At 71.8% G+C, this 26,883-nt stretch carries 21 protein-coding genes, 5 tRNA genes and 3 pseudogenes; 19 read left to right on the top strand and 10 right to left on the bottom strand.

Annotation, left to right across the window (positions count from 1 at the left end):
* Positions 1–651 (bottom strand): annotated as a pseudogene (locus tag ACFY9I_RS16100) (hypothetical protein); the annotation flags it as partial.
* Positions 652–863: 212 nt separating this feature from the next.
* On the opposite strand from ACFY9I_RS16100, the gene argH reads away from it, so the two are divergent.
* From argH to ACFY9I_RS16120, 4 genes are all read left to right on the top strand, one after another.
* The gene (argH, locus tag ACFY9I_RS16105) at positions 864–2,294 is read left to right on the top strand and encodes an argininosuccinate lyase (protein WP_391001950.1); all 1,431 of its coding nucleotides are present in this window, start codon (positions 864–866) and stop codon (positions 2,292–2,294) included.
* A gap of 262 nt (positions 2,295–2,556) precedes the next feature.
* On the top strand, positions 2,557–3,528 hold the full coding sequence (locus ACFY9I_RS16110; protein ID WP_391001952.1) for an aldo/keto reductase: 972 nt from the start codon (positions 2,557–2,559) through the stop codon (positions 3,526–3,528).
* A 108-nt stretch (positions 3,529–3,636) separates the two neighbouring features.
* Complete coding sequence (locus ACFY9I_RS16115) at positions 3,637–4,203, top strand: TetR family transcriptional regulator (RefSeq protein WP_391001954.1); 567 nt, start codon at positions 3,637–3,639, stop codon at positions 4,201–4,203.
* Positions 4,200–5,723, top strand: coding sequence for an MFS transporter (locus tag ACFY9I_RS16120; RefSeq protein WP_391001956.1), 1,524 nt, complete (start codon positions 4,200–4,202; stop codon positions 5,721–5,723). Before ACFY9I_RS16115 ends, ACFY9I_RS16120 begins: the two co-directional genes overlap by 4 nt.
* 79 nt (positions 5,724–5,802) lie before the next feature.
* On the opposite strand, the gene ACFY9I_RS16125 is transcribed toward ACFY9I_RS16120, so the two are convergent.
* Positions 5,803–6,477, bottom strand: a complete 675-nt coding sequence (locus tag ACFY9I_RS16125) for a 1-acyl-sn-glycerol-3-phosphate acyltransferase (RefSeq protein ID WP_391001958.1) — start codon at positions 6,475–6,477, stop codon at positions 5,803–5,805.
* A gap of 329 nt (positions 6,478–6,806) precedes the next feature.
* Between ACFY9I_RS16125 and ACFY9I_RS16130 the strand changes: the two genes are divergently transcribed.
* The 3 genes from ACFY9I_RS16130 (at position 6,807) to ACFY9I_RS16140 (ending at position 9,159) form a co-directional block, all read left to right on the top strand.
* Positions 6,807–7,997 (top strand): glycerophosphodiester phosphodiesterase family protein, encoded by a 1,191-nt coding sequence (locus tag ACFY9I_RS16130; protein ID WP_391001960.1) that lies wholly within the window; start codon positions 6,807–6,809, stop codon positions 7,995–7,997.
* Positions 7,998–8,109: 112 nt separating this feature from the next.
* The gene (locus ACFY9I_RS16135) at positions 8,110–8,616 is read left to right on the top strand and encodes a sigma-70 family RNA polymerase sigma factor (protein WP_391001961.1); all 507 of its coding nucleotides are present in this window, start codon (positions 8,110–8,112) and stop codon (positions 8,614–8,616) included.
* Positions 8,617–8,661: 45 nt separating this feature from the next.
* Entirely contained in the window at positions 8,662–9,159 is a 498-nt protein-coding gene (locus ACFY9I_RS16140; protein ID WP_391001963.1) for a GNAT family N-acetyltransferase, read from the top strand.
* A 91-nt stretch (positions 9,160–9,250) separates the two neighbouring features.
* Here the strand turns inward: ACFY9I_RS16140 and ACFY9I_RS16145 are convergent, their stop codons facing one another.
* The gene (locus ACFY9I_RS16145) at positions 9,251–9,727 is read right to left on the bottom strand and encodes a hypothetical protein (RefSeq protein ID WP_391001965.1); all 477 of its coding nucleotides are present in this window, start codon (positions 9,725–9,727) and stop codon (positions 9,251–9,253) included.
* Complete coding sequence (locus tag ACFY9I_RS16150; RefSeq protein ID WP_391001967.1) at positions 9,708–10,067, bottom strand: hypothetical protein; 360 nt, start codon at positions 10,065–10,067, stop codon at positions 9,708–9,710. Before ACFY9I_RS16150 ends, ACFY9I_RS16145 begins: the two co-directional genes overlap by 20 nt.
* A gap of 204 nt (positions 10,068–10,271) precedes the next feature.
* On the opposite strand from ACFY9I_RS16150, the pseudogene ACFY9I_RS16155 reads away from it, so the two are divergent.
* The 6 genes and pseudogenes from ACFY9I_RS16155 to ACFY9I_RS16180 all read left to right on the top strand — a co-directional run.
* Positions 10,272–10,376 (top strand): annotated as a pseudogene (locus tag ACFY9I_RS16155) (methionine ABC transporter ATP-binding protein); the annotation flags it as partial.
* A gap of 349 nt (positions 10,377–10,725) precedes the next feature.
* Positions 10,726–11,364, top strand: a complete 639-nt coding sequence (locus ACFY9I_RS16160) for a GNAT family N-acetyltransferase (RefSeq protein ID WP_391001969.1) — start codon at positions 10,726–10,728, stop codon at positions 11,362–11,364.
* Positions 11,365–11,488: 124 nt separating this feature from the next.
* Complete coding sequence (cbiE, locus tag ACFY9I_RS16165) at positions 11,489–12,700, top strand: precorrin-6y C5,15-methyltransferase (decarboxylating) subunit CbiE (RefSeq protein ID WP_391001971.1); 1,212 nt, start codon at positions 11,489–11,491, stop codon at positions 12,698–12,700.
* Positions 12,701–13,046: 346 nt separating this feature from the next.
* Entirely contained in the window at positions 13,047–17,678 is a 4,632-nt protein-coding gene (gene cobT / locus ACFY9I_RS16170) for a nicotinate-nucleotide--dimethylbenzimidazole phosphoribosyltransferase (RefSeq protein WP_391001973.1), read from the top strand.
* A gap of 268 nt (positions 17,679–17,946) precedes the next feature.
* Positions 17,947–19,179, top strand: coding sequence for a uroporphyrinogen-III C-methyltransferase (cobA, locus tag ACFY9I_RS16175; protein WP_391001975.1), 1,233 nt, complete (start codon positions 17,947–17,949; stop codon positions 19,177–19,179).
* Between the two features lie 96 nt (positions 19,180–19,275).
* A complete protein-coding gene (locus ACFY9I_RS16180; RefSeq protein ID WP_391001977.1) occupies positions 19,276–20,094 on the top strand; it encodes a TrmH family RNA methyltransferase in 819 nt (272 codons plus the stop codon).
* 175 nt (positions 20,095–20,269) lie between these two features.
* Here ACFY9I_RS16180 and ACFY9I_RS16185 read toward each other — a convergent pair whose 3' ends face one another.
* Positions 20,270–21,598 carry a protein kinase gene (locus ACFY9I_RS16185; RefSeq protein WP_391001979.1) on the bottom strand — a complete coding sequence of 443 codons (1,329 nt, stop codon included), beginning with the start codon at positions 21,596–21,598 and terminating at the stop codon, positions 20,270–20,272.
* A 196-nt stretch (positions 21,599–21,794) separates the two neighbouring features.
* Between ACFY9I_RS16185 and ACFY9I_RS16190 the strand changes: the two are divergent.
* The 4 genes and pseudogenes from ACFY9I_RS16190 to ACFY9I_RS16205 all read left to right on the top strand — a co-directional run bounded on the left by ACFY9I_RS16190 (position 21,795) and on the right by ACFY9I_RS16205 (position 24,271).
* Positions 21,795–22,065, top strand: a pseudogene (locus ACFY9I_RS16190) (hypothetical protein).
* 266 nt (positions 22,066–22,331) lie between these two features.
* Entirely contained in the window at positions 22,332–22,532 is a 201-nt protein-coding gene (locus tag ACFY9I_RS16195) for a hypothetical protein (protein ID WP_391001981.1), read from the top strand.
* Positions 22,533–22,933: 401 nt separating this feature from the next.
* Positions 22,934–23,881: a phosphotransferase gene (locus ACFY9I_RS16200; RefSeq protein ID WP_391001983.1), complete on the top strand. Its 948-nt coding sequence runs from the start codon at positions 22,934–22,936 to the stop codon at positions 23,879–23,881.
* Positions 23,882–23,968: 87 nt separating this feature from the next.
* Positions 23,969–24,271, top strand: coding sequence for a zf-TFIIB domain-containing protein (locus ACFY9I_RS16205; protein ID WP_391002124.1), 303 nt, complete (start codon positions 23,969–23,971; stop codon positions 24,269–24,271).
* Positions 24,272–24,350: 79 nt separating this feature from the next.
* Here the strand turns inward: ACFY9I_RS16205 and ACFY9I_RS16210 are convergent.
* The 5 genes from ACFY9I_RS16210 to ACFY9I_RS16230 all read right to left on the bottom strand — a co-directional run bounded on the left by ACFY9I_RS16210 (position 24,351) and on the right by ACFY9I_RS16230 (position 24,828).
* A tRNA-Val gene (locus tag ACFY9I_RS16210) sits at positions 24,351–24,422 on the bottom strand.
* A 34-nt stretch (positions 24,423–24,456) separates the two neighbouring features.
* Positions 24,457–24,528: transfer RNA gene (locus ACFY9I_RS16215), tRNA-Val, on the bottom strand.
* Positions 24,529–24,568: 40 nt separating this feature from the next.
* Positions 24,569–24,640 (bottom strand) — tRNA-Val (locus ACFY9I_RS16220).
* 1 nt (position 24,641) lies between these two features.
* Positions 24,642–24,715, bottom strand: a tRNA-Cys gene (locus ACFY9I_RS16225).
* 40 nt (positions 24,716–24,755) lie between these two features.
* Positions 24,756–24,828 (bottom strand) — tRNA-Gly (locus tag ACFY9I_RS16230).
* A gap of 156 nt (positions 24,829–24,984) precedes the next feature.
* Between ACFY9I_RS16230 and ACFY9I_RS16235 the strand changes: the two genes are divergently transcribed.
* Together ACFY9I_RS16235 and ACFY9I_RS16240 are read left to right on the top strand one after the other, a co-directional pair.
* Positions 24,985–26,028, top strand: a complete 1,044-nt coding sequence (locus ACFY9I_RS16235) for a chorismate-binding protein (protein WP_391001985.1) — start codon at positions 24,985–24,987, stop codon at positions 26,026–26,028.
* A complete protein-coding gene (locus ACFY9I_RS16240) occupies positions 26,025–26,846 on the top strand; it encodes an aminotransferase class IV (RefSeq protein WP_391001987.1) in 822 nt (273 codons plus the stop codon). Before ACFY9I_RS16235 ends, ACFY9I_RS16240 begins: the two co-directional genes overlap by 4 nt.
* Positions 26,847–26,883: the final 37 nt, after the last annotated feature.

Consider the following 26,883-nt stretch of genomic DNA (forward strand, 5'->3'; position numbering starts at 1 on the left):
CAGCTGGGCGAGGTTGCGGTCGACCTCGGCCTTGGCGGAGGCGGGGATGGCCGGGAGGCTTCCCTCGACGGCGGGGCAGGAGATGGTGCCGGGGGCACCGGCGTTACCCGCGTTACCCGCGTTGCCCGCGTTACCGGCGTTACCGGCGTTGCCCGCACCCGCACCCGCCGCGGCGCCGGCTCCGGCGTTCTGGCCTGCGGCGCCGCCCTGGTTGAGCTGGCAGGGGGCCAGTGCTTCGAGGCCTTCGGGCTTGGCGGCGGCGCGGCCGATGGCGGTCTCGATGCGGTTGAGGGCGGCGACGCGCTTGTCCTCCAGGGGGCCGAGGATGGCGTTCTGGACGAAGTTGGGGCCGCCCTGGCCGACGGTGTCGATCAGGCGCTGGTTGGCTTCCTGGATCTGGGTCTGCAGCTGGGCGAGGTTGCGGTCGACCTCGGCCTTGGCGGAGGCGGGGATGGCCGGGAGGCTTCCCTCGACGGCGGGGCAGGAGATGGTGCCGGGGGAGGCGTTCCCCGCGGCGGCCTGCCCGTCGTTGTCGGCACCCTCACCGGCGAGCGCGGAACCCGCGATGACCGCTCCGGAGAGCACGACCGCGGCGGCGCCGCCGATGATCCCTACGCGACGCTTGTTGTACTTCGGAAGAGCCCTGGACATGCGGATGCCTCACTCGGGTCGGGTGTGGTCGGTGTGTACTGACGCGGCGCCTGCGTTCGGGGAGAGTTACGAGTAAGCGGTTTCGTTTGTTCAAAGGTTTCGCGGCATCTCTCAAAGTTCTCCCAGATTGACGATTCATGCAGAGTTCTGCATACTCATGCACGACAGAGAACGTGGTGTGAGCCCGACCGATCCCCCTAGGAGCAACGCAAGTGAGCAGCAACAGCGGTGACGTACGGCTCTGGGGCGGTCGTTTCGCCGACGGTCCGGCCGAGGCCCTGGCGAAGCTGTCCGCGTCCGTCCACTTCGACTGGCGGCTGGCGCCGTACGACATCGCGGGCTCCCGCGCCCACGCGCGCGTGCTGCACAAGGCGGGCCTGCTCACCGACGACGAGCTGACGAACATGCTGGCCGGCCTGGACCGGTTGGAGGCCGACGTCGCGGACGGCTCCTTCGTCGGGACCATCGCCGACGAGGACGTGCACACCGCCCTGGAACGCGGTCTCCTGGAGCGCCTCGGCCCGGACCTCGGCGGCAAGCTGCGCGCCGGCCGGTCCAGGAACGACCAGGTCGCCACTCTCTTCCGGATGTACCTGCGCGATCACGCCCGCACCGTCGGCGGTCTGATCGCCGACCTCCAGGACGCGCTGATCGGCCTCGCCGAGGCCCACCCGGACGTGGCCATGCCCGGCCGCACCCACCTGCAGCACGCCCAGCCGGTCCTGTTCGCCCACCACGTCCTCGCCCATGTGCAGTCCCTCTCCCGGGACGCGGAGCGCCTGCGCCAGTGGGACGAGCGCACGGCGGTCTCCCCGTACGGCTCGGGCGCCCTCGCGGGCAGCAGCCTCGGCCTGGACCCGGAGGCGGTGGCCGAGGACCTCGGCTTCGAGCACGGCAGTTCCGCGAACTCCATCGACGGCACGGCGTCCCGTGACTTCGTCGCAGAGTTCGCCTTCATCACCGCGATGATCGGGGTGAACCTCTCCCGGATCGCCGAGGAGGTCATCATCTGGAACACGAAGGAGTTCTCCTTCGTGACCCTCCACGACGCGTTCTCGACGGGTTCGTCGATCATGCCCCAGAAGAAGAACCCCGACATCGCGGAGCTGGCCCGAGGCAAGTCCGGCCGCCTGATCGGCAACCTGACGGGCCTGATGGCGACACTGAAGGCCCTTCCCCTCGCCTACAACCGCGACCTCCAGGAGGACAAGGAGCCGGTCTTCGACTCCATCGACCAGCTCGAAGTCCTCCTGCCCGCCTTCACCGGCATGATGGCCACGCTCACCGTCCACCGCGACCGCATGGAGGAACTGGCCCCCGCCGGCTTCTCCCTCGCCACCGACATCGCCGAGTGGCTGGTCAAGCAGGGCGTTCCGTTCCGCGTGGCCCACGAGGTCGCCGGCGAGTGTGTGAAGGCCGCCGAGGCCGAGAACAAGGAACTGAACGATCTGACGGACGACCAGTTCGCCAAGATCTCGTCCCACCTCACCCCCGAGGTCCGCTCCGTCCTGAACGTCCCGGGCGCCCTGGCCTCCCGGAACGGCCGGGGAGGCACGGCCCCGAGCGCGGTGGCGATCCAACTGGCGGACATCAAGCGTGACGTGGCGGCCCAGCACACATGGGCAACAGCCAAGAAGAGCTGAGCCAACGCGCCCGTAAGGGGCGCGGGGAACTGCGCGAGAAGCCCCACCGTCCCGCGGATGGGGGGCAAGGGGGCGCAGCCCCTCGACGATGGGACGGGTAGGGGCGGCGGGGGCGGAGAACTGCGCCAAGCCCGCACCCCACCCCCGCACCCCCACCCCCGCACCCCCGCACCCCACCCCCGCACCCCACGCCGCACAACGAAGGTCATCACGGGTTACGTTGGCTCAGGACCGCAAGGAGCCGAACCGAACGGAGCCCGCGATGCCCTTCACCCGACTGGCCGCAGCGACCACCCCCACCTGCCACATCGGATTCGGCCTCGCCGCAGTCGCCCGCCCCGGCTACATCAACCTCGGCCGCGACGCCGACCTCGGCGAGGCCCGCACCGTCGAAGCCCTCCGCACCCGCACCCACGAACTCCTCGACGCCGCCTACGCCCAAGGCGTCCGCTACTTCGACGCGGCCCGTTCCTACGGCCTCTCCGAGGAGTTCCTGGCCGACTGGCTCAACGCCCACCCCGGCCTCGACGACGTGGTCATCGGCAGCAAATGGGGCTACACCTATACCGCCGACTGGACCACCGACGCCGAACGGCACGAGGTCAAGGACCACGGCCTGAGGACGTACGAGCGTCAGCGCGCCGAGACCGCCGAGCTGCTCGGCGACCACCTCGACCTCTATCAGATCCACTCGGTGACCCCGGACAGCCCGGCCCTCACCGACAAGGAACTCCACGCCAGGCTGGCGGAGGCCGCCTCCCAGGGCGTCACCGTCGGGTTCTCCACCAGCGGCCCGGCCCAGGCGGACGCCATCCGCGCCGCCCTCGCTGTGACCGTCGACGGCGAACCCCTCTTCCGTACCGTCCAGTCGACGTACAACGCGCTGGAGACCTCCGCCGCCCCCGCGCTGGCCGAGGCGCACGACGCCGGGCTCACGGTGATCGTCAAGGAGGCCATGGCCAACGGCCGTCTGGCCGACCCGCACGCCCCGGACGCGCTCAAAACCGTCGCCCGGGAGACGGGCCTCGGCTGCGACGCGGTCGCCCTCGCGCTCGTCCTGCGCCAGTCATGGGCCGGCGTCGTCCTCTCCGGCGCCGCCACCACCACCCAGCTTGCCTCCAACCTGCACGCGGCGGTCGTCGACCTCGACGAAGGGCAGCTGACCCGCCTCGCGAGCCTCGTCGAAGACCCGCGGACGTACTGGGACACGCGCGCCCGACTGCCCTGGCACTGAGCGAGACCCGGGGGAGCGACGCCCCCACAGGACCCGCTGCACCATCAGCCATGAGACGGCTATGCACCTCGTGAGACATGAATGTCTCAAATGGGCTATGGTCGTCTCATGGCTGTCGACCGTGAGCACGTGCTGCGCAGCGCAGCCGCTCTGCTGACCCGTAGATCGACCGCGACCATGGACGAGGTCGCCAAGGCCGCCGGCATCAGCCGGGCCACACTGCACCGCCACTTCGCAGGGCGCGACGCGCTCGTGCGGGCGCTGGAGGCACTCGGTATCGCGGAGTGCGAGGCCGCGTTGGACGCGGCCCGCCCGACTGAGGGCCCGGCGCACGACGCCGTACGACGGCTCGTACGGGAGATCGAACCGGCCGCCGGCCTGCTCGCCTTCCTCTACTCCGAGAACCAGCTCTTCGAAGGGGAGGAGCGCAACGAGGGCTGGACCCGGATCGACGACCGGGTCGCCGCCCTCTTCAAGCGCGGCCAGGCGGCCGGCGAGTTCCGTATCGACCTCACCCCGGCCTGGCTCACCGAGGCGCTGTACGGCCTGCTGGCCTCCGGCGCCTGGGCCGTCTCGGAGGGCCGCGTCGCCCCCAGGGACTTCCACTTCATGATCGTCGAGCTGCTGCTCGGCGGCGCACTGCGTCATCCCCGACGACCGAGAGAGGAATCATGATCAGCACCCTGCGGCCGGCCCGCACGACGGAGACGGAGCAGAGCCCCGGCCGCTGGCTCGCGCTCGCCGTCCTCGTGCTCGCCGTGCTGCTGGTGGCCGTCGACGCGACCGTCCTCGGCCTCGCGACCCCGTACATCAGTGAGGACCTGGGGCCCTCGGGCACCCAGCTCCTGTGGATCGGCGACGTCTACTCGTTCGTCATCGCGGGCCTGCTCGTCTCCGCCGGCAGCCTCGGTGACCGCGTCGGCCGCAAGAAGCTGCTGCTGGTGGGCGCCACCGCGTTCGGTGCGACATCGGTGCTCAACGCGTACGCGACGACTCCCGAGATGATGATCGTCGCGCGGGCGCTGCTCGGCGTCGCCGGCGCGACCCTGATGCCCGCCACCCTCGCCCTCATCCGCAACCTCTTCCACGACCCGCGCGAACGCAGCCTCGCCGTCGGCATCTGGGGAGCCACCGCCTCCGCCGGCACCGCGGTCGGCCCGGTCGTCGGCGGTTTCCTGCTCGAACACTTCTGGTGGGGCTCGGTCTTCCTGATCAACCTGCCGGTCATGGCCGTCCTGGTCCTCGTCGGCAGCAAGCTGCTGCCCGAGTCCCGCCACCCGAACCCCGGCCCGTGGGACCTGCTCAGCGTCGTCCTGTCGCTGGTCGGCATGATCGGCGTCGTGTACGCGGTCAAGGAGACCGCCGCGCACGGCATCGACGGCAACGCCCTCGCCGCGGGCCTCTTCGGTGGCGCCGGGCTGTTCTTCTTCGTGCGCCGCCAGCTCACCCTGCCGTATCCCCTGCTGGACATGCGCCTGTTCGGCAGCCGAGGTTTCTCAGGAGCCGTACTGGCCGACCTGCTGACCGTTCTCGGCCTGTCCGGGCTGGTCTTCTTCCTCTCCCAGTTCCTGCAACTCGTGCAGCAGCGGGGTCCGTTGGAGGCCGGCATCGCGGAACTCCCGGCAGCCGTCGGCGCGGTGGCAGCGGGGCTGCTCGCCGGAGCCGCCGCCCGCCGCTTCTCCGTCCGCTCCGTGGTGGCCGGCGGCCTCGCGGCCATCGGCGTGGCTTTGGGCCTGCTCACCCTGGTGGACCAGTCCACCGGCTATCCCCTGATCGGTGTCGCGCTGCTGGTCGTCGGCATCGGCGCGGGCTTCTCCTTCACCGTCACCGCCGACGTCATCCTCTCCAGCGTTCCCAAGGAACAGGCGGGCGCGGCCTCCGCGGTCTCCGAGACGGCGTACGAACTGGGCGCGGCCCTGGGCATCGCGCTCCTGGGCTCCATCGTGACCGGCGTCTACCGCGACTTCACGGCCCCCGCGGGCACCCCGGCCGAGGCCCACGAGTCCCTGGGCGGAGCGGTGGAGGCGGCGGCGGTCATGCCGCCGAACGCGGCGCAGGCAATGCTGACGTCGGCCCAGGAAGCCTTCGTCGACGGCCTGACCATCGCCGCGGGCGCGGGCGCGGCAGTACTGCTGGCGACGGCAGCGGCAGCCTGGTTCCTGCTCCGCGGCCAACACTTGGACAGCCGACCTTGAGGGGCGCGAGGAACCGCGCGACCAGCCCCCACCGACCCGCGCCCGACGAACAACCAAAGTCCCCGTACAACCAGCGGAGCTAAGCCGCTTCCTTGGCCTTGGACGCATACATGTCCACATACTCCTGCCCCGACAACCGCATGACCTCGGCCATCACGGAATCGGTCACCGCCCGCAGCACATACCGGTCCCGGTCCATCCCCTCGTACCGGGAGAACTCCATCGCCTCACCGAACCGCACGGTGACCCGCCCCGGCCGGGGCAACCCCGCCCCGCCCGGCTGGAGCTTGTCGGTCCCGATCATCGCGAAGGGCACCACCGGCGCGCCCGTCATCAACGTCAGCCGGGCGATCCCGGTGCGCCCCCGGTACAGCCGCCCGTCGGGTGACCGCGTCCCCTCCGGGTAGATGCCGAACACCTTGCCCTCGTCGAGCACCCGCCGCCCGGTCATCAGGGCGGCGACCCCGCCCCGTCCGCCGTCGCGGTCGACGGGGATCATGCCGACGCCGGTGAAGAACCAGGCCATCAGACGGCCCTTGACGCCCTTTCCGGTGACGTACTCGTCCTTGCCGATGAAGAAGACCTGCCGGTCGCAGACCAGCGGGAGCACCATCGAGTCGATGAAGGTGAGGTGATTGCCGGCGAGGATCACCGGACCGTCCCCCGGGATGTGCTCCGCACCCTCCACCCGTGGGCGGAACATCAGGCGCATGATCGGTCCGAGCACTGCCTTGATGAGCACGAAGCGGGACAACGGGCCCTCCCATGTCAAGCGTTCCGGTACAAGTCTGTGCAGGTGAGGACGATACTCCCGGCTCACAGGATGACGCACATCGGGTTCACCGAGTGGATACCTGGTGTTGACACGCCTTTACCTGCGGTGACGCACCGTCGGTGGGCCGTCACCGGCCGCAACATGTGACGGACGTCGCGCCACCGAGCCAATAATCCGTCAACTTCCGCCTCCGGCGTGACACAAGGCGTCTTCCGCGTGTTCGGTCCCAGGTCTCCCGGCGGTCACCTCGGGACACCTACGATCGGTTCCGCTTTGACAGGTGCAGGGCATCACGGTGAGGAGCCGTCATGGGGACGCAGGAGTCGCGGCAGTCGCACATCTCGAACGAGCAGGGGCACGGCACGGGCCGACGGGCGCTGCTCGGTGCCGCGGTGCTCGGCGCGGGCGGAACGGTGCTCGGACTGCCGGCCACGGCGAGAGCCGACGCGTCCACGTCGGGGGGCGGTTCGGGTGACGGCTACCGGAGCCTGCCCGTCCCGACGGTCATCGCGCACCGGGGTGCCAGCGGCTACCGCCCCGAGCACACGCTCGGCTCGTACCGGTTGGCGCTCGACATGGGCGCGCACGTCATCGAGCAGGACCTCGTGCCCACGAAGGACGGTCATCTCGTATGCCGTCACGAGAACGACATCACGGGCACGACCGATGTCGCCTCCCACCCCGAGTTCGCCGCCCGGAAGACCACCAAGGTCGTCGACGGCGTCACCTACACCGGGTGGTTCACCGAGGACTTCACCCTCGCCGAGCTGAAGACCCTGCGGGCCAAGGAGCGCATCCCGGGCAACCGGCAGGAGAACACGCTCTACGACGGCCGCTGGGAGATTCCCTCCTTCGAGGAGGTGCTGCGCTGGGCCGAGAAGGAGGGCAGGAAGCGGGGCAGGCGGATCTGGCTGCACGTCGAGACCAAGCACCCCACCTACTTCCGCAAGCTGGGCCTCGGTCTGGAGGAGCCGCTCGCCAAGCTGCTGCGCAAGTACAACCGGCACAGGAGGAACTCGCCGGTCTTCCTGCAGTCGTTCGAGCCGAGCAGCATCCAGCGCCTGAACCGACTGGTCGACAGCCCGCTGGTCGTCCTGTTCTCCGGCGCCGCCACCCGCCCCTGGGACTTCGTCGAGGCCGGTGACCCGCGCACCGTCGCAGACCTGGTCAAGCCGGCCGGGCTTGCCTGGATCGCCTCCTTCGCCAACGGCATCGGTCCCACGCTCGACCTGATCATCCCGCGTGACTCGAGCGGCAGGCTCACCACGCCGACCTCCCTGGTCGCCGACGCGCACGCCGAGGGCCTGATCCTGCACCCCTACACGATGCGCAACGAGAACAGCTTCCTGCCGGCCGACTTCCGCAAGGGCACGGACGCCAATGCCTACGGTGACGCCTTCGGCGCCTTCAAGGTGTACTTCGAGACGGGCATCGACGGCATCTTCACCGACAACCCGGACACGGGCCTGCTGGCCCACGCGGACTTCACCGACCGCTGACGTCAGGCCCGCGCGGGACCCGACCGTCAACGCCCGAGCCCGGTCGTCCCTCTTGGGGTGACTCCCGTCCGCCCCGGCAACCCACCGCCGGGGCGGCTGCGTCCCGGGGCATATGACCCACGACATGCTCGCCGGCCTCCGTCCGCTCCTGGTCGCGGAGGTGTCGGCCGAGGCGTACGCGGCCGGCGCGGACACGGGGGACCTGGAGCAGGCGGTCTGGCTGCGCCTGCTGGAACGGCTCGACGCCGACGGCCCACCCGCCGACCCCGAGGGCTGGCTGCGCAGCGCCGTCCGTTTCGAGGCCCGCCTCAGCCGCCGCACGGCCCGTCTCGAACGCCCGTACGTCGCCGAGCCCGTGGACGACCATGCCCCGGGCCCCGAACAGCAGGCCCTCACGGCCGTCCGCCGCCGTGCGCTGCACGCGGCCGTCCGCCGACTCCCGGGCCGCTGCCCCCGGCTCCTCGCGGCGCTGCTCTCCCCGCAGGACCTCACCTACCGCGAGATCGCGGGCGAGTTGGGTATCTCACAGGGCAGCCTCGGCCCGGAACGTTCCAGATGTCTGGGATGTCTTCGGCGATTGCTCGCCACGGAGGTTGCGGCACGCGAACCGCGGGGATAGGAGTGAGGGACAACAGGTGAGCAGGTGAGCGGGAGGCATGCACACATGGGCATGAGCGTGACCATCTCGGTGGCGACCGAGCAGGACGCCGAGCAGATCTTCAAGCTGCAGTACCTGTGCTTCCAGAGCGAGGCGGCGCTGTACGGCAACTACCGCATCGATCCGCTCGTCCAGAGCCTCGACTCCGTCCGCGCGGAGGTCGCCGCGGACTGCGTGTTCGTGGCCCGGCTCGGTGACGAGGTGGTCGGCTCGGTGCGCGGCGCCCTCGACGAGGACGGCACCGCCTCCATCGGCAAGCTCTGCGTCCACCCGCGCCTCCAGGGCCACGGCATCGGCGCGAGGCTGCTGCGTGCCGCCGAGTCCGCCCTCGCGGAGGAGCGCGGCGCCACCAGGTTCCGCCTCAGCGCCGGCCACCGCAGCGAGGGCAACCTGCGGTTGTACCGCCGGGTGGGATACCGGACCGTCGGCACGAGCCAGGGTCAGGACGGCGTACCGATGGTGGTCCTGGAGAAGCCGGCGGGGGCGTACGCGGCAACGGCGTGAGCGTCCCCGAGGGTACGAGGCTGTTTCGACCTGCGGCTTCGCCGCGTGGACGCGTCCAGCCGTTACGGACCCTGCAGCCGCCTGACGGCCCTCAGGCGGCCTTGCCCCGCTGCGCGCTCTTGCGCAGCCAGTACATGGCGGTGACCGGAAGGATCACGGGAATGAGGAGATAGTCGATCCCGTAGTCCGACCACACCGTCTTGTCGGGAAACGCCGACGGCTCGACCAGCGTCCACGTGCCGACGATCAGCACACCCGCCAACTCCACCGCGCAGCACACCCGCGCCGCCTTCCGGGCGAACTCCCCGCCCCGCACCAGCGAGTACGTGATGAAGCCGTACACGACACCGGCCAGCGCGGACAGCGCGTACGCGAGCGGCGCGTGCTCGAACTCGGTCGAGATCTGCACGACGGACCGTGACACCGCCCCGACTACCATCACGCCGTACAGCCACACCAGCAGCATCCCCGGCCCGCTGATGAGCCGCGCCCGCCCGGTCCGCGGCTTCGCTGGCTTCTCCGGCTTCTCCGGCGGAGCGACACTCACCTCAGCCTCCCCAGATGTCATAGAGCCTCACCTGCAGCACCGCGAGTACCACGCCGCCGGCCGCGACGGTGACGCTGCCCCAGCGGGTCCGTTCCGCCAGGGACATGAACCCGGTCACCGGGACGCAGGCGAACGCCCCGAGAAGGTAGGAGACGAAGATCGTGGTCCCCTGCTCCGGCTTCTGCCCGCGCGCCAACTGCACGATCCCGACCACCAGTTGGACGAGGGCCAGCACCGAGACCACGGCCATCCCGATGAAGTGCCAGTCCTTGGTCGGCTGATCGCGGTAGGCAGCCCAACCGCACCAGGCGGCGAGCAGAAGCGCGGCGACGGCGGTCGTCACCGTCAGGGCAACAAGCATGCCGTGACCCTATTACGGTTCAAAAGCCCTGCCACGCCCGGCCCCGGGCCGTGAAACCCGCCAGGGCCACATGGTGGCCCTGGCCACAGCGCGCGATGCCCACAATGTGGATGGAACTGGCTCTCACCAGCACAAATGATTCCCAATGACTGTCTGCCATACGGACACCCGCTCGCGTCTGTCCCCTACATCTGCGCTCGCCACCCCGGCTCCGAACTCACCTCCGCCCGCTTCCCGGCGGGCGGCCACACCTCCGGCGACGACCGCACCGCCCTCGACGTCACCTTCCAGGGCGAGACGGCGACCCAGATCGGTTTCCGCGCGAGCAGGGCCTGCGGATCGACGTCCTCGGCCATGAGTCCCCACGTGAAGGAAGGTGCCCGGTGACCTGGCCCGAGTCGCGGCCCCTGCTGGAGCAGGCTCGGCGTGGAGCAACGGCTCCGTCCTTCCGGCCTCCTTCTTGCCGTCCTTCCGGCCGTCCTCCTCGCCGTCCTTCTGCCCGTCCTTTCGAGCCGACGGCACGTATACGGCGTATCGCCACGCACAGGGTCCACTCGCTCACGGCGGGTGGACCCCTGTGGTGCGGTTCGGTGCTTTCATGCTGCATGCTGGGCAGTTCAGCAGGCCCTCAAAGTTTTCGAAGGTTACGGAGCGGCGCATGACGAGCACCTTCCCCGACATCTCCATCAGCACGGAGCGGTTGGTCCTGCGCCCGTTCGACGAGGACGACGTCCCGGCGCTCACCGAGATGATGAACGACGAGCAGGTGCTGGCCTGGACCGACGTCCCGCAGCCCTTCACCGAACGCGGGGCGCGTACCTGGATCACCGAGTACGCGCCCACCGAACGCACCTCGGGACGCGGCATCGACCTCGCCGTCACCGAGTTCCTCACCCAGCGCCTGGTCGGTGTCATCCAGTTGACCAAGACGAACTGGCACGTCCGGTCCACGGAACTGTCCTACGTCGTCGCCCCCTGGGCGCGCGGCGAGGGCTACGCCTCCGAAGCCGCCCTCGCGACCGCCCAGTGGCTGTTCCGCGAGCAGAAGTTCGAGCGGATCGAGCTGCGCACCGCCGCCGACAACACCGCCTCCCAGCAGGTCGCGCAGAAGATCGGCTGTATCAGCGAGGGCGTGCTGCGCAACGCCTGCATAGCGCGGACCCGCACCGCCGAGGACAGCTGGACCGAGGTCCGCACGGACTTCATCGTCTGGAGCCTGCTCCCCGAGGACATCGAAGGGGTCAGCGAAGAACTGGCCGACAGCGGTGGTTTCGGGTCCTACTCGGACTGGAACTGAACAACCCAAGGGCACGCGCACGGCCGCCGCCCGGCCGCCGGGTCCCTCCGCGTCACCAGGTAGTCTCACGGGACCCCGTGCGGGAAATCCCGACGACTCGCGAAGACCCTGGAGACTGACGACGATGGCCGACCGGGTCACGGTGATCGGCTGGGACGGCTCCCCCCTGACTGACGCGGCGCGCTCCGCCCTCGCCGCCGCCACTTTGGTCGCCGGCGCGGCCCACCACCTGGCACTGCCCGAGGTGCCCCCGGCCGCCGAACGCATCCGGCTCGGCAGCGTCGCCCTCGCCGCCCGCCGCATCGCCGCCCACCGAGGCACCGCCGTCGTCCTCGCCGACGGCGATCCCGGCTTCTTCGGAGTCGTCCGCACCCTCAGGGCCCCCGAGTTCGGCCTGGAGGTCGAGGTCGTCCCCGGCGTCTCCTCAGTGGCCGCCGCCTTCGCCCGCGCGGGAATGCCCTGGGACGACGCCCAGGTGGTCGTCGCCCACCCCCGTACGCTGCGCCGCGCGGTCAACGTGTGCCGCGCCCACACCAAGGTCGCTGTCCTCACCTCACCCGGCGCCGGGCCCGCCGAACTCGGGCTGCTCCTCGACGGAGTGCACCGCACCTTCGTCATCTGCGAGCAACTCGGCACCGAACGCGAACGCGTCACGGTCGTCACCTCCGACAAGGCCGTCGACCACACCTGGCGCGACCCCAACCTCGTCATCGTCATCGGCGGACCCATCACCGCGGGCGAGGGCGGCGGCTGGCTCGCCGGCCGCGACCCCGGCACCGGACCACGCGGCTGGGCACTGCCCTCCGGCGTCTACGGCGGCGCCATGGGCGAGGGCGAGGCCGACCTGCTGCGCTCCTCCCAACTGGCCCACCTGGGACCGCGCGTGGGCGACCTGGTGTGGGACATCGGTTCCGGAAGCGGCGCCTTCGCCACCGAGGCCGCCCGCTGCGGCGCCGCCGTCATCGCCATCGACCGCGATCCCGAGGCCTGCGGCCGTACGACCCTCGCCGCCCGCCGCTTCGGCGTCCAGCTCCAGGTCGTCCACGGAATGGCCCCCCATGTCCTGGAGAACCTCCCCGAACCCGACGTGGTCCGCGTCGGCGGCGGGGGAGCGGCGGTGGTCTCCGCCGTCGCCGACCGCCGCCCGCAGCGCATCGTCACCCACGCCCTGACCCGCCCCGCCGCCGAGCGCATCGGACGGGACCTGACCGAGCACGGGTACGAGGTCCGCTGCGACTTCGTGCAGTCCGTCGAACTCGACACGAGGGCCTGGACGGAGCGGGAACGGAGCGTCGCGTTCCTGCTCAGCGGGGCGTTGCCCGAACGTTCCCCGTGATCCGGTTGTCGTACCGGCGCGGTAGGCTGGCCGACCGTTGTACCGCACCGGACACCCGGCACTTCGTCGGTCAATGTCCGGAAAGAGCGCCCGTTTTGAGGGCGTGTGTGGTACGGCGTAACGGGGAGGACGCGCAACGTGGCGCAGTCCACAGCGGACCGTCGCGGATCAAGCTGTCGCGACGGGGGAACGACCGCGACAATGGCCATTCAATGGCTTTGTCGACATGCAGGCGGGTCGTCACGTGCCGCTGGGCACGCACGCTCGTTCTCCACAGTGGGGCGGTAGGTGCGCCGCTCCCGGGCCAGCTGGCATGGAGGCACTAACCGATGGGCGAGGGGTACGCATGACCGACACCGGCCAGGTCCCGGCCGAGGGACAGCCGGAGAGCGCAGGCATGGTGGAGCAGCCGGGCGTCCCCGCTCCGGGTGCGTACACCTACCTCTCCGAGACCGCCGCCGAGGACGAAGACCTCCTGCTGCCGGGCGCCCAGGGCGCGTGGGGCAACGAGATGCCGCCGCCGGCCCCCGAGCCCGTCGTCCAGGTCGTCCACGAAGCCGTCGCCCAGGAGCAGGTGGTCCACGAGCCCGGTCCGCACGAGATCTCCGGCCGCGACAGCGGCTCCATCGACCTCGGTGCCGTCCGCCAGACCGTCGCGACCGCCGTCCCGCAGCCGCCGGTGGCCCGCCGCCCGCTGCACCTCGGCCCGCCCACCCCCGACGCCTCCGCCAGCCCGGTCCGCTCCCTCGCCGACCGAGGGCCGGCGGGCGCCCCCGTCACGCCCGGCGCCACACGCCAGCCCGGCCCCGCCACCACCGGCCCGGAATACCTGGACGTCTCCCCGCAGCCAGCGTCGCAGTGGGTCGGCGCCCCCGCACAGGCGGCCCCCGCGCCGGGAGTGGCCACCGGGGGCGCGGCAGAAACGGTCGTTCCGCAGGAGCGGCAGGCTTCCGTGGCCGTGGCGGAGACATCGACCGCCGCAGCGGCGCCGCAGGTCGCGGAAGCACCCCAGGCACTTGCGGACCCCCAGGACCCGGAGGCCCTGCACCAGGCCCAGGACGCCGCCTACGCCCTGGCCCAGGAAGCCGCGGTCGCCCAGTTCCGCACCCCGGCCGTCGGAACCCCCGTGGCCGCCCGACCGCAGACCCCGGAGACGGTCGAGGCCCCGGCCGACGTCCAACCCCGGACCACCGAGGTCGCCGAGGCACCGGCCGACGCCCAGCCACAGGCCCCGGAGGCAGCCGCGGTAGCGCCCGTGCCGGACATCGCAGACACCGCAGCGGTGCCACAGGTTCCGCCGGTCGCCGAGGTCCCGCAGACCGAGGCACCGTCGGCACCCGAGCCCGGAGAGACGGCACCCCAGCCCGCCGAGACCCCAGAGGCCCGGACCCCGGACGAGACCGTGCCCGGCGCCCCGGCCGCGCAGTCGCCGGACGCCATCCCGTTCCCCCCGGCCGCCGAGGATCCCGACCCGGCCCAGGCCCAGCCCGCCGCCGAGGCGCAGGATGTGCCCCAGGTCCCACAGGAGCCCGAGCAGGGCATCGAGCCCGTCGAAGCGTCCGCACCGCCCCGTCCCGCCGAGACCGGCACGCCGACGCCGTCCCCCGAGGCGGCCGACGCCCCCGAGGCGGCCGACGCCCCCGAGGCGGGCGGGCAGTCGCAGGCCGATCCCGCAGCCGTGGCACCTCCGCAGACCGACACGGCCCTGCCACAGGCTGCTGCGGAGGTCGTGACGGACGACGCCGAGCAGGGCGTCGTCGTTCCCGAACAGACTTCCGCCGCTCCTGAGCAGACTCCCGCCGCCCCTGGTCAGGAGTCCATCGTTCCCGAGCAGCCCGCGATCACGACCGAGCAGCAGGCCGCGACCACCGCAGCCGAGCAGCAGCCCGCTGCCGAAGTGTCGGACGCGCGGATCACGGCCGCCGCTCCGGACCAGGAGAACGCCGCCGCCGCCCCGGACGAGCAGGCCGCGCATGCGGTGCCGGCCCCCACCCAGGACCCGGCCCCCACCCAGGACCCGGCCCCCACCCAGGACCCGGCCCCCACCCAGGACCAGGCACAGCAGGCGGCGGAAGTCCCGGTCGCCGAGGAGCCACAGTCGGCGCAGCCCCCGGCCGAGGCAGCCGACGCGGCCGAAACCGAGACGCCCGAGGCCCTGCCGACGGATTCCGCACCGCCGCAGCCGGAGGCCGCCGCCGAAGAGGCACAGCCGCTGGAGCCCGCGCAGGCGGAGCCTCAGCCCACAGCTGTCCAGGGCCCGCAGGCCGCCGAGCCGCTCGCACCCGGCGCGGCTGCCGAGACCGTCGCGGACGCCACGGTCGCGGTTGCCGAGACCGTCGCGGACCCCACGGTCGATCCCGCGGCGACGGCGGACCCGACCGCGCAGACCGTCGAGAGCGCTCCGGAGCCGGAGGCCGGGCAGCAGTCCGTGGCCGAGACCGTGGCCGAGACCGTGGTCGAAGCCCAGCCCCAGGCCACGGAAGCGAACGCGTCCGAGCCGGTGGAGGCGGACCAGGCGGACGAGGCCCCGGCTGCCGGGGAGCCCGTGCCCGCCGAGCAGTCGACCCCCGAGAACCCGGCTGAGCCCACGGCCGCCCCCGCCGGCGACCCCGCGACCGACGACGCTTCCGTCGCCGAGACCCAGGCCCCCATGCCCTCCCGGATCGACGCCCCTCAGGGAGCCGTCGTCCAGACACCCGGCGAGCCCACCCTCGAGGGGCAGCTCACGGACGCACACGAGGAGCCCGGGCCCGAGCCCGAGTCGCAGGCCGACGCCGACCAGCCCCTGGGCCAGTTCGCGCCCGTCGAGGGGTCGGTCCCGACCGCTCCGCACCTGGCTCCGACCCCGCCGCAGGGGGTGGCGGTCCCGCAGTCGCCCACCGGCGACCAGCCGACGCCCGTGGCCACCGAGTTCCCGGCGGCCGAGGGACAGGCCGGGAGCGCCGAGGAGGCACCGGAGCCGGACGCGACGGCGGAGCCCGTGGCCACCGTCCCCGCTCCCCGCAGCGCCGAGGCCGACCCGGCCGTCGTACCGCAGCCGCTCGCGGCGGCCGGGGCGGATCCCGAGGTCGTCCAGAACGCCGAGGACCTGGACACCCGGGCCGCCGACCAGGAAGACAGCGAGGCCGCGGCGCCCGAGGACAGTGAAGCGACAGCGGTGGAAGCAGTAGCAGCAGCCGAAGAGAGCGCGGCCCCGGTGGACGAAGCACCCGAAGACGTACGGGACGAAGTACGGCAGCCCACGGGCCCGGCCGCACCCCCCTACGACGATGCCGAGCGCGAGGCCGTCCTCAGGGTCATGCGCGAGCGCCGTGACATCCGCAACGGCTTCCGCAGCGACCCGATCCCCCACGACGTGCTGCTGCGCGTCCTGGAGGCCGCCCACACGGCGCCCTCCGTCGGCCACTCGCAGCCCTGGGACTTCGTCGTCATCCGTTCGGCCGACACCCGCCGTACGATGCACGAACTGGCCCAGCGCCAGCGCGAGGCGTACGCGAAGTCCCTGCCGAAGGGCCGGGCGAAGCAGTTCAAGGAACTGAAGATCGAGGCCATCCTCGACACCCCGGTGAACATCGTGGTCACCGCCGACCCGACCCGGGGCGGCCGCCACACCCTGGGCCGCCACACCCAGCCGCAGATGGCCCCGTACTCCTCCGCGCTCGCGGTCGAGAACCTGTGGCTCGCGGCCCGCGCCGAGGGCCTCGGCGTCGGCTGGGTCAGCTTCTTCGACGAGCGCGAGATGGTCCGCGCCCTCGGCCTGCCCGAACACCTGGAGGTCGTGGCGTACCTGTGCGTCGGGTACGTCGACGAGTTCCCGGAGGAGCCCGAGCTGATGCAGGCGGGCTGGGCCAAGCGGCGCCCGCTGTCCTGGGTCGTCCACGAGGAGACGTACGGCCGCCGCGCCCTGCCCGGCGCCGAGCCGCACGACCTCCTCGCCGAGACCGTCGCCGGCATCCGTCCGCTGGACGCCAAGGCGCTCGGCGAGGCCTGGGAGCGCCAGAAGCGGATGACCAAGCCGGCCGGCGCGCTCGGCATGCTGGAGATCATCTCCGCTCAGCTGTCCGGTCTCTCCCGCCAGTGCCCGCCGCCCATCCCGGAGCCCGCCGCCGTCGCGATCTTCGCGGGCGACCACGGTGTCCACGCCCAGGGCGTCACCCCCTGGCCGCAGGAGGTGACGGCCCAGATGGTCGCCAACTTCCTCGGCGGGGGAGCGGTCTGCAACGCCTTCGCCACCCAGGTCGGCGCCGAGGTCTGCGTCGTGGACGTGGGTGTGGCGAGCGAGCTCCCGGCTACCCCCGGGTTGCTGCCGCGCAAGGTGCGCGCCGGTACGTCCGACATGACCACCGGGCCCGCGATGACCCGCGAGGAGGCCAAGAAGGCCATCGAGGTGGGCATCGAGACGGCCCGCGACCTCGTGGCCGCCGGCAACAAGGCACTCCTCACGGGCGAGATGGGCATCGCCAACACCACGGCCTCCGCCGCCCTGATCGCCGTCTTCACCGGCGCCGACCCCTCCGAGGTCACCGGCCGGGGCACCGGCATCAACGACGAGACCCTCGCCCGCAAGACCGAGGTCGTGCGCCGGGCCATCGAACTCCACCAGCCGGACCCGGCGGACCCCATCGGTGTTCTGGCCGCGATCGGCGGCTTCGAACACGCCGCCATCGTCGGCCTCCTCCTCGGCGGCGCCTCCCTCCGTACACCGGTGATCCTCGACGGCGTCAGCGCCGGTGCCGCCGCCCTGGTGGCGCGCGCCATTGCTCCCGAGGTCCTCGCCGCCTGCATCGCCGGCCACCGCAGTGCCGAGCCGGGACACGTCGCCGCCCTCCAGAAACTGGGCCTGCGCCCCCTGGTGGACCTAGACCTCCGCCTCGGCGAGGGCACCGGCGCCCTGCTCGCCCTCCCGGTCGTCCAGAGCGCGGCCCGAGCCATGCACGAGGTGGCGACCTTCGACTCGGCGGGGGTGACCGAGAAGTAGCAGAGGGGGGCGCCGGGTGCCTCGGTGACCCGGGCGCGGTTGTGGCCAGCCGCTCCACCGGGGCGATGCGGGCACCTCCCGCTCGAGCGAAGCCGAGAGCGGGGGAGGGTGGGCACAACCGCCCACGGACGTTCAGTCGGCCACGGCGCTCACCACGGGACCAGCAAGCCGCCCACTCGACCCGCACTCTAGAATTCCGCACGTCAGAGGCGCTCCAGAGCCGCAGCGCACCTCACCCGCACAAAGCCCCGCAGGGAGCCGCACCCTCATGGCCGAACACCCCGCCTACCCCGTAGGCCTCCGCCTCACCGGCCGCCGAGTGGTCGTTATCGGCGGCGGCCAGGTCGCCCAACGCCGCCTGCCCGCCCTCATCGCGGCCGGCGCCGACATCCTCCTCGTGTCCCCGTCGGCCACCCCCTCCGTGGAGGCCATGGCCGACGCCGGCGAGCTGACCTGGGAGAAGCGCCGCTACACGGAAGGTGACCTCGACGGGGCCTGGTATGTCCTGATCGCCACCGGCGACCCCGAAGCGAACGCGCGTGCGTCCGCCGAGGCAGAGCGTCACCGCATCTGGTGCGTCCGCTCCGACAACGCGGAGGAAGCCACCGCCTGGACCCCTGCCACGGGCCACAGCGAAGGCGTCACCGTCGCCGTCCTGACCGCCCGAGCCGAGGGCCGCGACCCCCGCCACACCGCCGCCATCCGCGACGCGGTCGTCGAGGGCCTGCGCGACGGCACCCTCGTCGCCCCCCACCACCGCACCCGCACCCCCGGCGTCGCCCTCGTCGGCGGCGGCCCCGGCGACCCGGACCTGATCACTGTGCGCGGCCGCCGCCTCCTCGCCGAGGCCGACGTCGTCATCGCCGACCGCCTCGGCCCACGCGACCTCCTCGCCGAACTCCCGCCGCACGTAGAGGTGATCGACGCGGCGAAGATCCCGTACGGCCGTTTCATGGCGCAGGAGGCCATCAACAACGCGCTGATCGAGCACGCGAAGCAGGGCAAGTCGGTCGTACGGCTGAAGGGCGGAGACCCGTACGTCTTCGGCCGCGGCATGGAAGAACTGCACGCGCTCGCCGAGGCCGGCATCCCCTGCACGGTCGTCCCCGGCATCTCCAGCTCGATCTCCGTCCCGAGCGCGGCCGGCATCCCGGTCACCCATCGGGGCGTCGCCCATGAGTTCACCGTGGTCAGCGGCCATGTGGCCCCCGACGACGAGCGTTCCCTGGTCGACTGGGCCGCCCTCGCCAAGCTGACCGGCACCCTGGTGATCCTCATGGGCGTCGACAAGATCGGCCGGATCGCCGAGACCCTGGTGGGCAACGGCAAGTCCCCGGACACCCCGGTCGCCCTGATCCAGGAAGGCACCACCGCCGCCCAGCGCCGGGTCGACGCGACCCTCGCCACGGTCGCCGAGACCGCGCGGACCCGGGAAGTCAGGCCGCCCGCCGTCATCGTGATCGGTGAGGTCGTGAAGGTGGGCCCCCAGTCGAACCTCTGATTCCGGGTCACACCCCGGGGCAGCGACACGTAACCACGGGTAACCCACCCGTCCCGAGCCGTTGGCACCACACCCAGGACAAGGCAGTATCACCCTGTGGCCGATCTCATCACCGTTGAGGACCCCGACGACCCGCGCCTGCGCGACTACACCGGCCTGACCGACGTGGAGCTGCGCCGCAAGCGCGAACCCGCCGAGGGCCTGTTCATCGCCGAGGGCGAGAAGGTCATCAGACGCGCCAAGGAAGCCGGCTACGAGATGCGCTCGATGCTGCTCTCCGCCAAGTGGGTCGACGTCATGCGCGATGTCATCGACGAACTCCCGGCCCCCGTCTACGCGGTCAGCCCGGAACTCGCCGAACGGGTCACCGGATACCACGTGCACCGGGGCGCCCTGGCCTCCATGCAGCGCAAGCCCCTGCCGGCGGCCGACCAGCTCCTGGGGGCCGCCCGCCGTGTCGTGATCATGGAGTCGGTCAACGACCACACCAACATCGGCGCGATCTTCCGTTCGGCCGCCGCCCTCGGCATGGACGCGGTCCTGCTCTCCCCGGACTGCGCCGACCCGCTCTACCGGCGCAGCGTCAAGGTCTCCATGGGCGCGGTCTTCTCGGTCCCGTACGCCCGTCTGGAGACCTGGCCCAAGGGTCTCGACGCGGTGCGCGACGCCGGCTTCGCCCTTCTCGCACTGACTCCGGACGAGAAGGCGAAGTCCCTCGACGAGACCGCCGCTCACCGTATGGACCGCGTCGCCCTGATGCTCGGCGCCGAGGGCGACGGCCTCTCCACCAAGGCCCTCATGTCCGCCGACGAATGGGTCCGCATCCCCATGGCCCACGGAGTCGACTCCCTCAACGTGGGCGCGGCGGCGGCAGTGGCCTTCTACGCGGTGGCGACGGGGCGACCACAGGCCTGACGGGAGGTCAGCGGAGGGGCATAGTCAGGGCGCGGGCCCGTGTCGATGTGCGGCGGCTTGGCCGCGTGGGCGCGCCCCGCCCCCCCCACCGACCCGCGGTGAACGACGTAGCCACAGTCCCGAGCTCTGTCCTTGACGACCTTGACGACCTTGACGAACTTGTCGCCCGGCCTCGTCAGTCGCCGCCCAGCTCCGGCAGCGACCGCCCCTGCCGCACACTCTCCCCGTTGAGCCCCTGCGACGGCCCCTGACACCCCTGCGCCGCTGCGATACCGAGCGCCGCCAGCAGCGTCACCACGACGAACACCACGAGCCGTTGCCGCAGCAACCGAGGATTGGCGGGCCGCCGCCCCGTCCCGTTGGTACGGGGCCCGGTCCGCCCGGTGCCATTGCGCGGCCCGGGCCGCTTCCCGGATCCGGTGGAGTTGCGGGAGGAAACGGGACGTCCCGTCGGCCGTGCGCCCCCGCCGGTCCGTGAACCGCCGCCCCCGCCGGTCCGTGAACCGCCCCCGGTCCTGGGCGGCGGTGTACCCTGCGACCCCGGCTTGCCTGGCTGTGACCTCCGTGTCTCGGGCGGCTGCCGCAGTGTGCGCTGCTGGACGTACTGCTCGGCGAGCCGCCCCGACGGGCGGTCAGGATCCGTACGTGGCGCGGGCGGCCGGGCATCGGCCGGCCCCTGCGCCTCGCGGGCGGCGATCTCCTTCAGCCGCAGCGACAGTTGCAGCGTGCTGGGCCGCTCCTCGGGGTCCTTCGCCAGACAGGCGCGGACGAGGGGGGCGATCGCGTCGGGCACCCCGCGCAGTTGCGGCTCCTCGTGCACCACCCGATAGAGCATGACCTCCGAACTGCCTTGTCCGAAGGGGGAGTCGGAGGTCGCCGCGTAGGCGAGCGTCGCGCCGAGAGAGAAGACGTCCGTGGCCGGTGTGACCACGGCCCCGCGCACCTGTTCGGGTGCGAGAAAGCCGGGCGAACCGACGGCCGTACCGACATGGGTCAGGGTTGAGGCCCCGGTGGCCCACGCGATACCGAAGTCGATGATGCGAGGGCCCTTGGGGGACAGCAGGATGTTGGACGGCTTCAGGTCCCGGTGTACGACACCGGCCTCGTGCACGGCCACCAGCCCCTCGGAGAGGGCGGCTCCGACGGCGGCCACATCGGCGGCCGACATGGGCCCCTCCTCGGCGACCTTGTCGTGCAGCGAGGGCCCCGGCACGTACTGCGTGGCGAACCAGGGCCGGTCCGCCTCCAGATCGGCGGCGACCAGCCGGGCCGTGCACCCGCCCCTGATCCGCCGCGCGGCCGACACCTCGCGCGCGAACCGCGATCTGAACTCCTGATCCTCCGCCAGATCCGGCCGGATCACCTTCAGCGCGACTCGCTGGCCACGCCGGTCGGAGCCCAGGTAGACGACGCCCATCCCGCCCGCGCCGAGCCGTCTGTGGATCCTGAACGAGCCGACGACGCGCGGGTCCTCGCGCCTCAGGCGCATCATCGCCATGTTCATCCCCGCTGCCCGTTCCATCTGACGAGCCACAGCTTACGTTTCCACGGCCGGGCGTGCGCAGAGGCCGCGCCCTCACGACCCGATCGATTGTCCGTGCCGGGTGGAAAACCCGAAGGGTGGTCAGGGAACAGGAGTTCGGGACCCTGTTGGGTGGTGCCTTACCTCAACCGCCCTCTTCAGAAGGGGGATTGAACCCGTGAAGGGTGACCGTGTGGAGACGGTCGTGTACGCCGGGGACACGACGTGTACCTACGAGGTGATCGTGAGCGGGGCGGTCCGCCGCGTGGAGTCGGCGGTCGAACGGGGTGTGGCGGAAGTGAGCGAAGTCACCCTCCCCGCGCCCGGCCGGGCTCGCGCGGGGGACCCCCGTCTGCTCCGTCGTGCGGACGGCGAGGTCACGGCGACGAGTGCCGGTGCTGGTGGAACAGCCGGTTCCCCGCGAGGACGGCGCGGAGCGAAACCAGTAACAAGCCGGGGCACTCCAGGCATCAGCCAGGCGTCCCCTCCGGGAAGACCCCGAGACCTAGGACCTCGTCTCCACCCTGGGGAGTACGTCGCAGGTCATCGCTCATCCTCCGGGAGGCCAGCCAATCGGTACGAGGGCATGACGACCCACACCCGCCGCGCGCCTAGATTTGAGGTCAAGCGGCGGGTGCAGCACTCGTCCCCCGAGGTCAGACACCCGCCGCTGCCAACGACGAACGACAACCGAGATCGAACAGGAGGAGGGACCATGGCCCACACGGCGCCGCGGACGGCGATCCGGACTCGGGAGCGCAGGGTGTTCACCGCCGACCGCCGCGTGGGTCGTCGTCACCCCTTGGTGGCGACCGCGATGGTCCTCCCCCTGGCGGCCCTGCTCGTGTACGCCTTCGGCGGCTGGGAGGCAGTGGTCACACAAGCGTCGTCCGTGGGTGTGATGCTGGGGCGCTGAGCGGCGACCTCAGGCCCGGAAGAGCGGTCCGGGTGGGGACATCCATCCATGAAACCCCGTGGGGACGGGGGTGCGGCGGACGGCAACAGACGCCCGCGCAGCTGGGGAGCTGCGCGGGCGTTGCTTTTTGCGTGGCCCGCCCGACAGCTCACCCGCTTCCCCCCACCACGCGCACGCACGCCGCTGTGCCGCCTCCCGCCCTCGCCCTGCTTCCCGTGCCACCCTCTTCGCTCTGCTCCCACCCCTTCGCGCGCTGCGGACAGTCGTGCCGCTGAGGCGGCATGGGCGGGCGCAGACGGCACCTCGCGGCCGCCGAGCATCGGAAACCCCCCGGCCACCCCCGCAAAGCGCACCCGAAACGTAGGCTCACCACAGCGCCGTACGACCGAGCAGGGAGACCCATGACCGCCACAGCCGATCCCGGCGTGCTCCCCGCGCTCAGGGCCAAGGCACGCCGCACGGTCCATCCCGAACCCACCCCCTGCTCCCACCCCGACACGGTCCTCGCGGAACGCGACGACGGCACGGTGGTCCGCCACGCGGACACCGTGGCCAAAGCGCACGCCCCCGACACGAACCCCACCGCCCTCACCCTCCGCCTGACCGTCGCCACCGACAACCCCGACATCCTCCTGGCCCCTCTCCACCCCACAGCCGCCCCCCTCCACGGCCGCCTCATCACGTTCTGGCCGTACGGCACCCCCGTCGACCCGGAAGCTCCGGAGCACGCCCCCTGGGAAGAGGCGGCCATCCTCCTTGCCCGCCTCCACCGGCAGCTCGCGCCCCCGGGCCTGCCGCCCATGCGGGGCCCGGTCAAGGCGGCCCAGGCCATCGTCCGGCTCAAGGCCGCCGCACCGCACCACCCGGCCACCACCTCGATCCTCCGTGCCTGGCACACCCTGCCCGCCTGGGCCAGGGCCGAGGCCCCCATGTCCGACACGACCACCCTCTGCCACGGCGACCTGCACCTCGGCCAGTTGGTCCGCAACCCGGCGACCACCGGCCCCTGGCGGCTGATAGACGTCGACGACCTCGGTGTGGGCGTCCCCGCCTGGGATCTCGCCCGCCCGGCCGCCTGGTACGCCTGCGGTCTTCTCCTGCCCGACGAGTGGACCCGCTTCCTCACCGCGTACCAGCGGGCCAGGGGCCCGGCGGTCCCCGCGCAGGGTGACCCCTGGCCCGTACTGGACGTGCCGGCCCGCGCGCTCACCGTGCAGACGGCGGCCCTGGCGATCGCGAAGTCCACGGCGTCCGGCCGACCTCTCGACGACGCCCAGCGGTCCGTTGTGGACGCATGTGACCGAATGGAAGGCATCCCGCCGGAGTTGGTCGGCGGTTTCCCGAAGTAGGGTGCAACCGACCGCCGCCGGACAGTGTCTGTCCTGGCGTAACGCGAAGCAGGACCGAACGGCGAGGAGTTGAGCCGAACCATGCACATGCAGTGTCCGAAGTGCCATGCGCCGATGCACACCTACAACCGCAATGGCGTCCAGATCGAGCAGTGCAGCGGCTGCCGCGGGATCTTCCTCGACTACGGCGAGCTGGAGGCCCTGACCCGCCTGGAGGGCCAGTGGGCCGGCGGCCCGGCCGTTCCGCCCCCGCCGGCTGCCCCGCAGTACCCGGCCGGTGGCGGCCACGGCGCTCCCGCCTGGGGCGCCCCGCACGCCGGTCACCACGGCGGACACCACGGCCACCACGGTCACAACCGCGGCTTCGGCCACATGCTCTTCTCCAGCTGAGCCCACGCGTATGGCGCACCCGCGCCATACGTACGACGAAGCCCCCGACCGTACGAGACGGCCGGGGGCTCGGCGTGTGTGGACGATACTGGGATTGAACCAGTGACCTCTTCCGTGTCAGGGAAGCGCTCTCCCGCTGAGCTAATCGTCCTCGGGATCACAGCCCGAGGACTGTGGATCTTGCGTGCGCGATACTGGGATTGAACCAGTGACCTCTTCCGTGTCAGGGAAGCGCTCTCCCGCTGAGCTAATCGCGCGGGTCGAAGCCGGACGGCTCCAGAAGCCCTGAGGCCTCAGTGGACGATACTGGGATTGAACCAGTGACCTCTTCCGTGTCAGGGAAGCGCTCTCCCGCTGAGCTAATCGTCCTTGGAGGTGGAGACGGGATTTGAACCCGTGTAGACGGCTTTGCAGGCCGTTGCCTCGCCTCTCGGCCACTCCACCAGGAGTGTGGGGTCTCGATAAGATCCCCCACTTTCCTGCGAGCGGACGACCAGGTTCGAACTGGCGACCTCAACCTTGGCAAGGTTGCGCTCTACCAACTGAGCTACGTCCGCTTGTCGGTTCCGACCGCTTCCGCGTCCCGGCGACGAGTTGAACTCTAGCGGATTCCGGGGCCAGTACAAAAACGCGTTTGTGCAGCGTGCTGCGGTGCGCCTGGTCCGGGACCCGGCCGGGCCCGCCCGCGGGGCACCCGTCCTAGACTCGACTGCGTGCCCGACCTCCCTCCGCTCGCCCGCTTCGGCAACCTCCTGGCCACCGGTCTCACCGACGTGACCAGCGACGCCACCGCCCTGGACTCGTCCGGCTTCTGGGCGGTGTGCGCGGACTACGAGGGCGGTCTGGTGTGCGCGCGTTTCGGTGACGTACGCCGCGAGCCGGCGCCCGCCGTGGTGCCGGGGGAGTGGCGGGGGCCGGGTGTCGCCGACTGGACGTCGTCCCTCGACCGCGCCGCGTACACGGCGGGCGTGCGCCGGATCCGAGACCACATCGCGGCCGGCGAGGTGTACCAGGCGAACCTCTGTCGCGTCCTGTCGGCGCCCGTCGCGCCCGACGCCGACGTGGACGCCCTGACCGCGCTGCTGGCACACGGCAACCCGGCACCCTTCGCAGGAACGATTCGTCTGCCGTCGCACGGAGTCGAGATCGCCACCGCGTCCCCCGAACTCTTCCTGCGCCGCGACGGCCGGGTCGTCGAGTCCGGCCCGATCAAGGGCACCGGACGCACCGAGGCGGACCTCCTGGAGAAGGACTACGCCGAGAACGTCATGATCGTCGACCTGGTCCGCAACGACATCGGCCAGGTCTGCGCCACCGGCTCCGTCACCGTGCCCGACCTGTGCGCCGTGGAGAAGCACCCCGGGCTGGTCCACCTCGTCTCCCTGGTGCGCGGCGAGCTGCGCGCGGACGCCGGCTGGCCGGAACTGCTCGCCGCCACCTTCCCGCCCGGTTCCGTCACCGGCGCTCCCAAGTCGAGCGCACTGCGGATCATCGACGCCCTGGAGACCGCCCCGCGCGGCCCGTACTGCGGGGGCGTCGGCTGGGTCGACGCCGACCGGGGCACCGCGGAGCTGGCCGTGGGCATCCGTACCTTCTGGATCGACCGGGCGGCGGGCGAGCTGCGCTTCGGCACGGGCGCGGGCATCACCTGGGGCTCGGACCCCGAGGCGGAATGGCGGGAGACCGAGCTGAAGGCCGCGCGACTGCTCGCGGTAGCGTCGGGGACGTACGAGGCGAGTGGGAGGACCCTTACGTGAAGATCTGGCTGGACGGCGGACTGCAGGACATCGACTCCGCCCGTGTCTCCGTCCTCGACCACGGGCTGACCGTGGGCGACGGCGTCTTCGAGACCGTGAAGGCGGTCGACGGGCGTTCTTTCGCGCTCACCCGCCACCTCGACCGGCTCGCCCGCTCGGCGCGCGGACTCGGGCTGCCCGAGCCCGACCTCGACGAGGTGCGCCGCGCCTGCGAGGCCGTCGTGGCCGCCAACCCCATGGCGTTGGGCCGTCTGCGCATCACGTACACCGGAGGTGTCTCCCCGCTCGGCTCCGACCGGGGCGAGAGCGGCCCCACGCTCGTCGTCGCCCTCGGCGAGAGCACCCGGCGCGCGGACTCCACCGCCGCGATCACCGTCCCGTGGACCCGCAACGAGCGCGGCGCCCTCACCGGCCTGAAGACCACCTCGTACGCCGAGAACGTCGTCGCTCTCGCCCGCGCCCACGAACACGGCGCGACCGAGGCGCTCTTCGCCAACACGGTGGGACGGCTCTGCGAGGGCACGGGCTCCAACGTCTTCGTCGTCCTCGACGGCGAGATCCACACGCCGCCGGTGGCTTCCGGCTGCCTCGCGGGCATCACCCGCGCCCTCGTCGTCGAGTGGACCGGCGCCCGCGAGACCGATCTGCCACTGGACGTCCTGGAACATGCCGACGAGATCTTCCTGACCTCGACCCTGCGCGACGTACAGGCCGTCCACCGCGTCGACTCCCGCGCACTGGCGCCCGCCCCGGGCCCGGTCACCGCCAAGGCGATGCGGGTCTTCGACGAGCGGGCCGGGGACGACCTCGATCCGTAAAAGCCGCCGAAGCGAGGCTGACCCGGCGGCCCCGAGC

It is taken from the genome of Streptomyces sp. NPDC012510 (assembly GCF_042955065.1).
Classification (GTDB): Bacteria; Actinomycetota; Actinomycetes; order Streptomycetales; family Streptomycetaceae; genus Streptomyces.

Bases quoted from the DNA above. Each gene is read 5' to 3' on its own strand.
- ACFY9I_RS16140 (WP_391001963.1), top strand. From the start codon at position 8,662: ATGGGCATGAGCGTGACCATCTCGGTGGCGACCGAGCAGGACGCCGAG.
- ACFY9I_RS16200 (WP_391001983.1), top strand. From the start codon at position 22,934: ATGACCGCCACAGCCGATCCCGGCGTGCTCCCCGCGCTCAGGGCCAAG.
- cobT (WP_391001973.1), top strand. From the start codon at position 13,047: ATGACCGACACCGGCCAGGTCCCGGCCGAGGGACAGCCGGAGAGCGCA.
- cbiE (WP_391001971.1), top strand. From the start codon at position 11,489: ATGGCCGACCGGGTCACGGTGATCGGCTGGGACGGCTCCCCCCTGACT.
- ACFY9I_RS16115 (WP_391001954.1), top strand. From the start codon at position 3,637: ATGGCTGTCGACCGTGAGCACGTGCTGCGCAGCGCAGCCGCTCTGCTG.
- ACFY9I_RS16150 (WP_391001967.1), bottom strand. From the start codon at position 10,067: ATGCTTGTTGCCCTGACGGTGACGACCGCCGTCGCCGCGCTTCTGCTC.
- ACFY9I_RS16185 (WP_391001979.1), bottom strand. From the start codon at position 21,598: ATGAACATGGCGATGATGCGCCTGAGGCGCGAGGACCCGCGCGTCGTC.
- ACFY9I_RS16195 (WP_391001981.1), top strand. From the start codon at position 22,332: ATGGCCCACACGGCGCCGCGGACGGCGATCCGGACTCGGGAGCGCAGG.
- cobA (WP_391001975.1), top strand. From the start codon at position 17,947: ATGGCCGAACACCCCGCCTACCCCGTAGGCCTCCGCCTCACCGGCCGC.
- ACFY9I_RS16135 (WP_391001961.1), top strand. From the start codon at position 8,110: ATGACCCACGACATGCTCGCCGGCCTCCGTCCGCTCCTGGTCGCGGAG.
- ACFY9I_RS16120 (WP_391001956.1), top strand. From the start codon at position 4,200: ATGATCAGCACCCTGCGGCCGGCCCGCACGACGGAGACGGAGCAGAGC.
- ACFY9I_RS16205 (WP_391002124.1), top strand. From the start codon at position 23,969: ATGCAGTGTCCGAAGTGCCATGCGCCGATGCACACCTACAACCGCAAT.
- ACFY9I_RS16145 (WP_391001965.1), bottom strand. From the start codon at position 9,727: ATGACATCTGGGGAGGCTGAGGTGAGTGTCGCTCCGCCGGAGAAGCCG.
- ACFY9I_RS16110 (WP_391001952.1), top strand. From the start codon at position 2,557: ATGCCCTTCACCCGACTGGCCGCAGCGACCACCCCCACCTGCCACATC.
- ACFY9I_RS16160 (WP_391001969.1), top strand. From the start codon at position 10,726: ATGACGAGCACCTTCCCCGACATCTCCATCAGCACGGAGCGGTTGGTC.
- ACFY9I_RS16130 (WP_391001960.1), top strand. From the start codon at position 6,807: ATGGGGACGCAGGAGTCGCGGCAGTCGCACATCTCGAACGAGCAGGGG.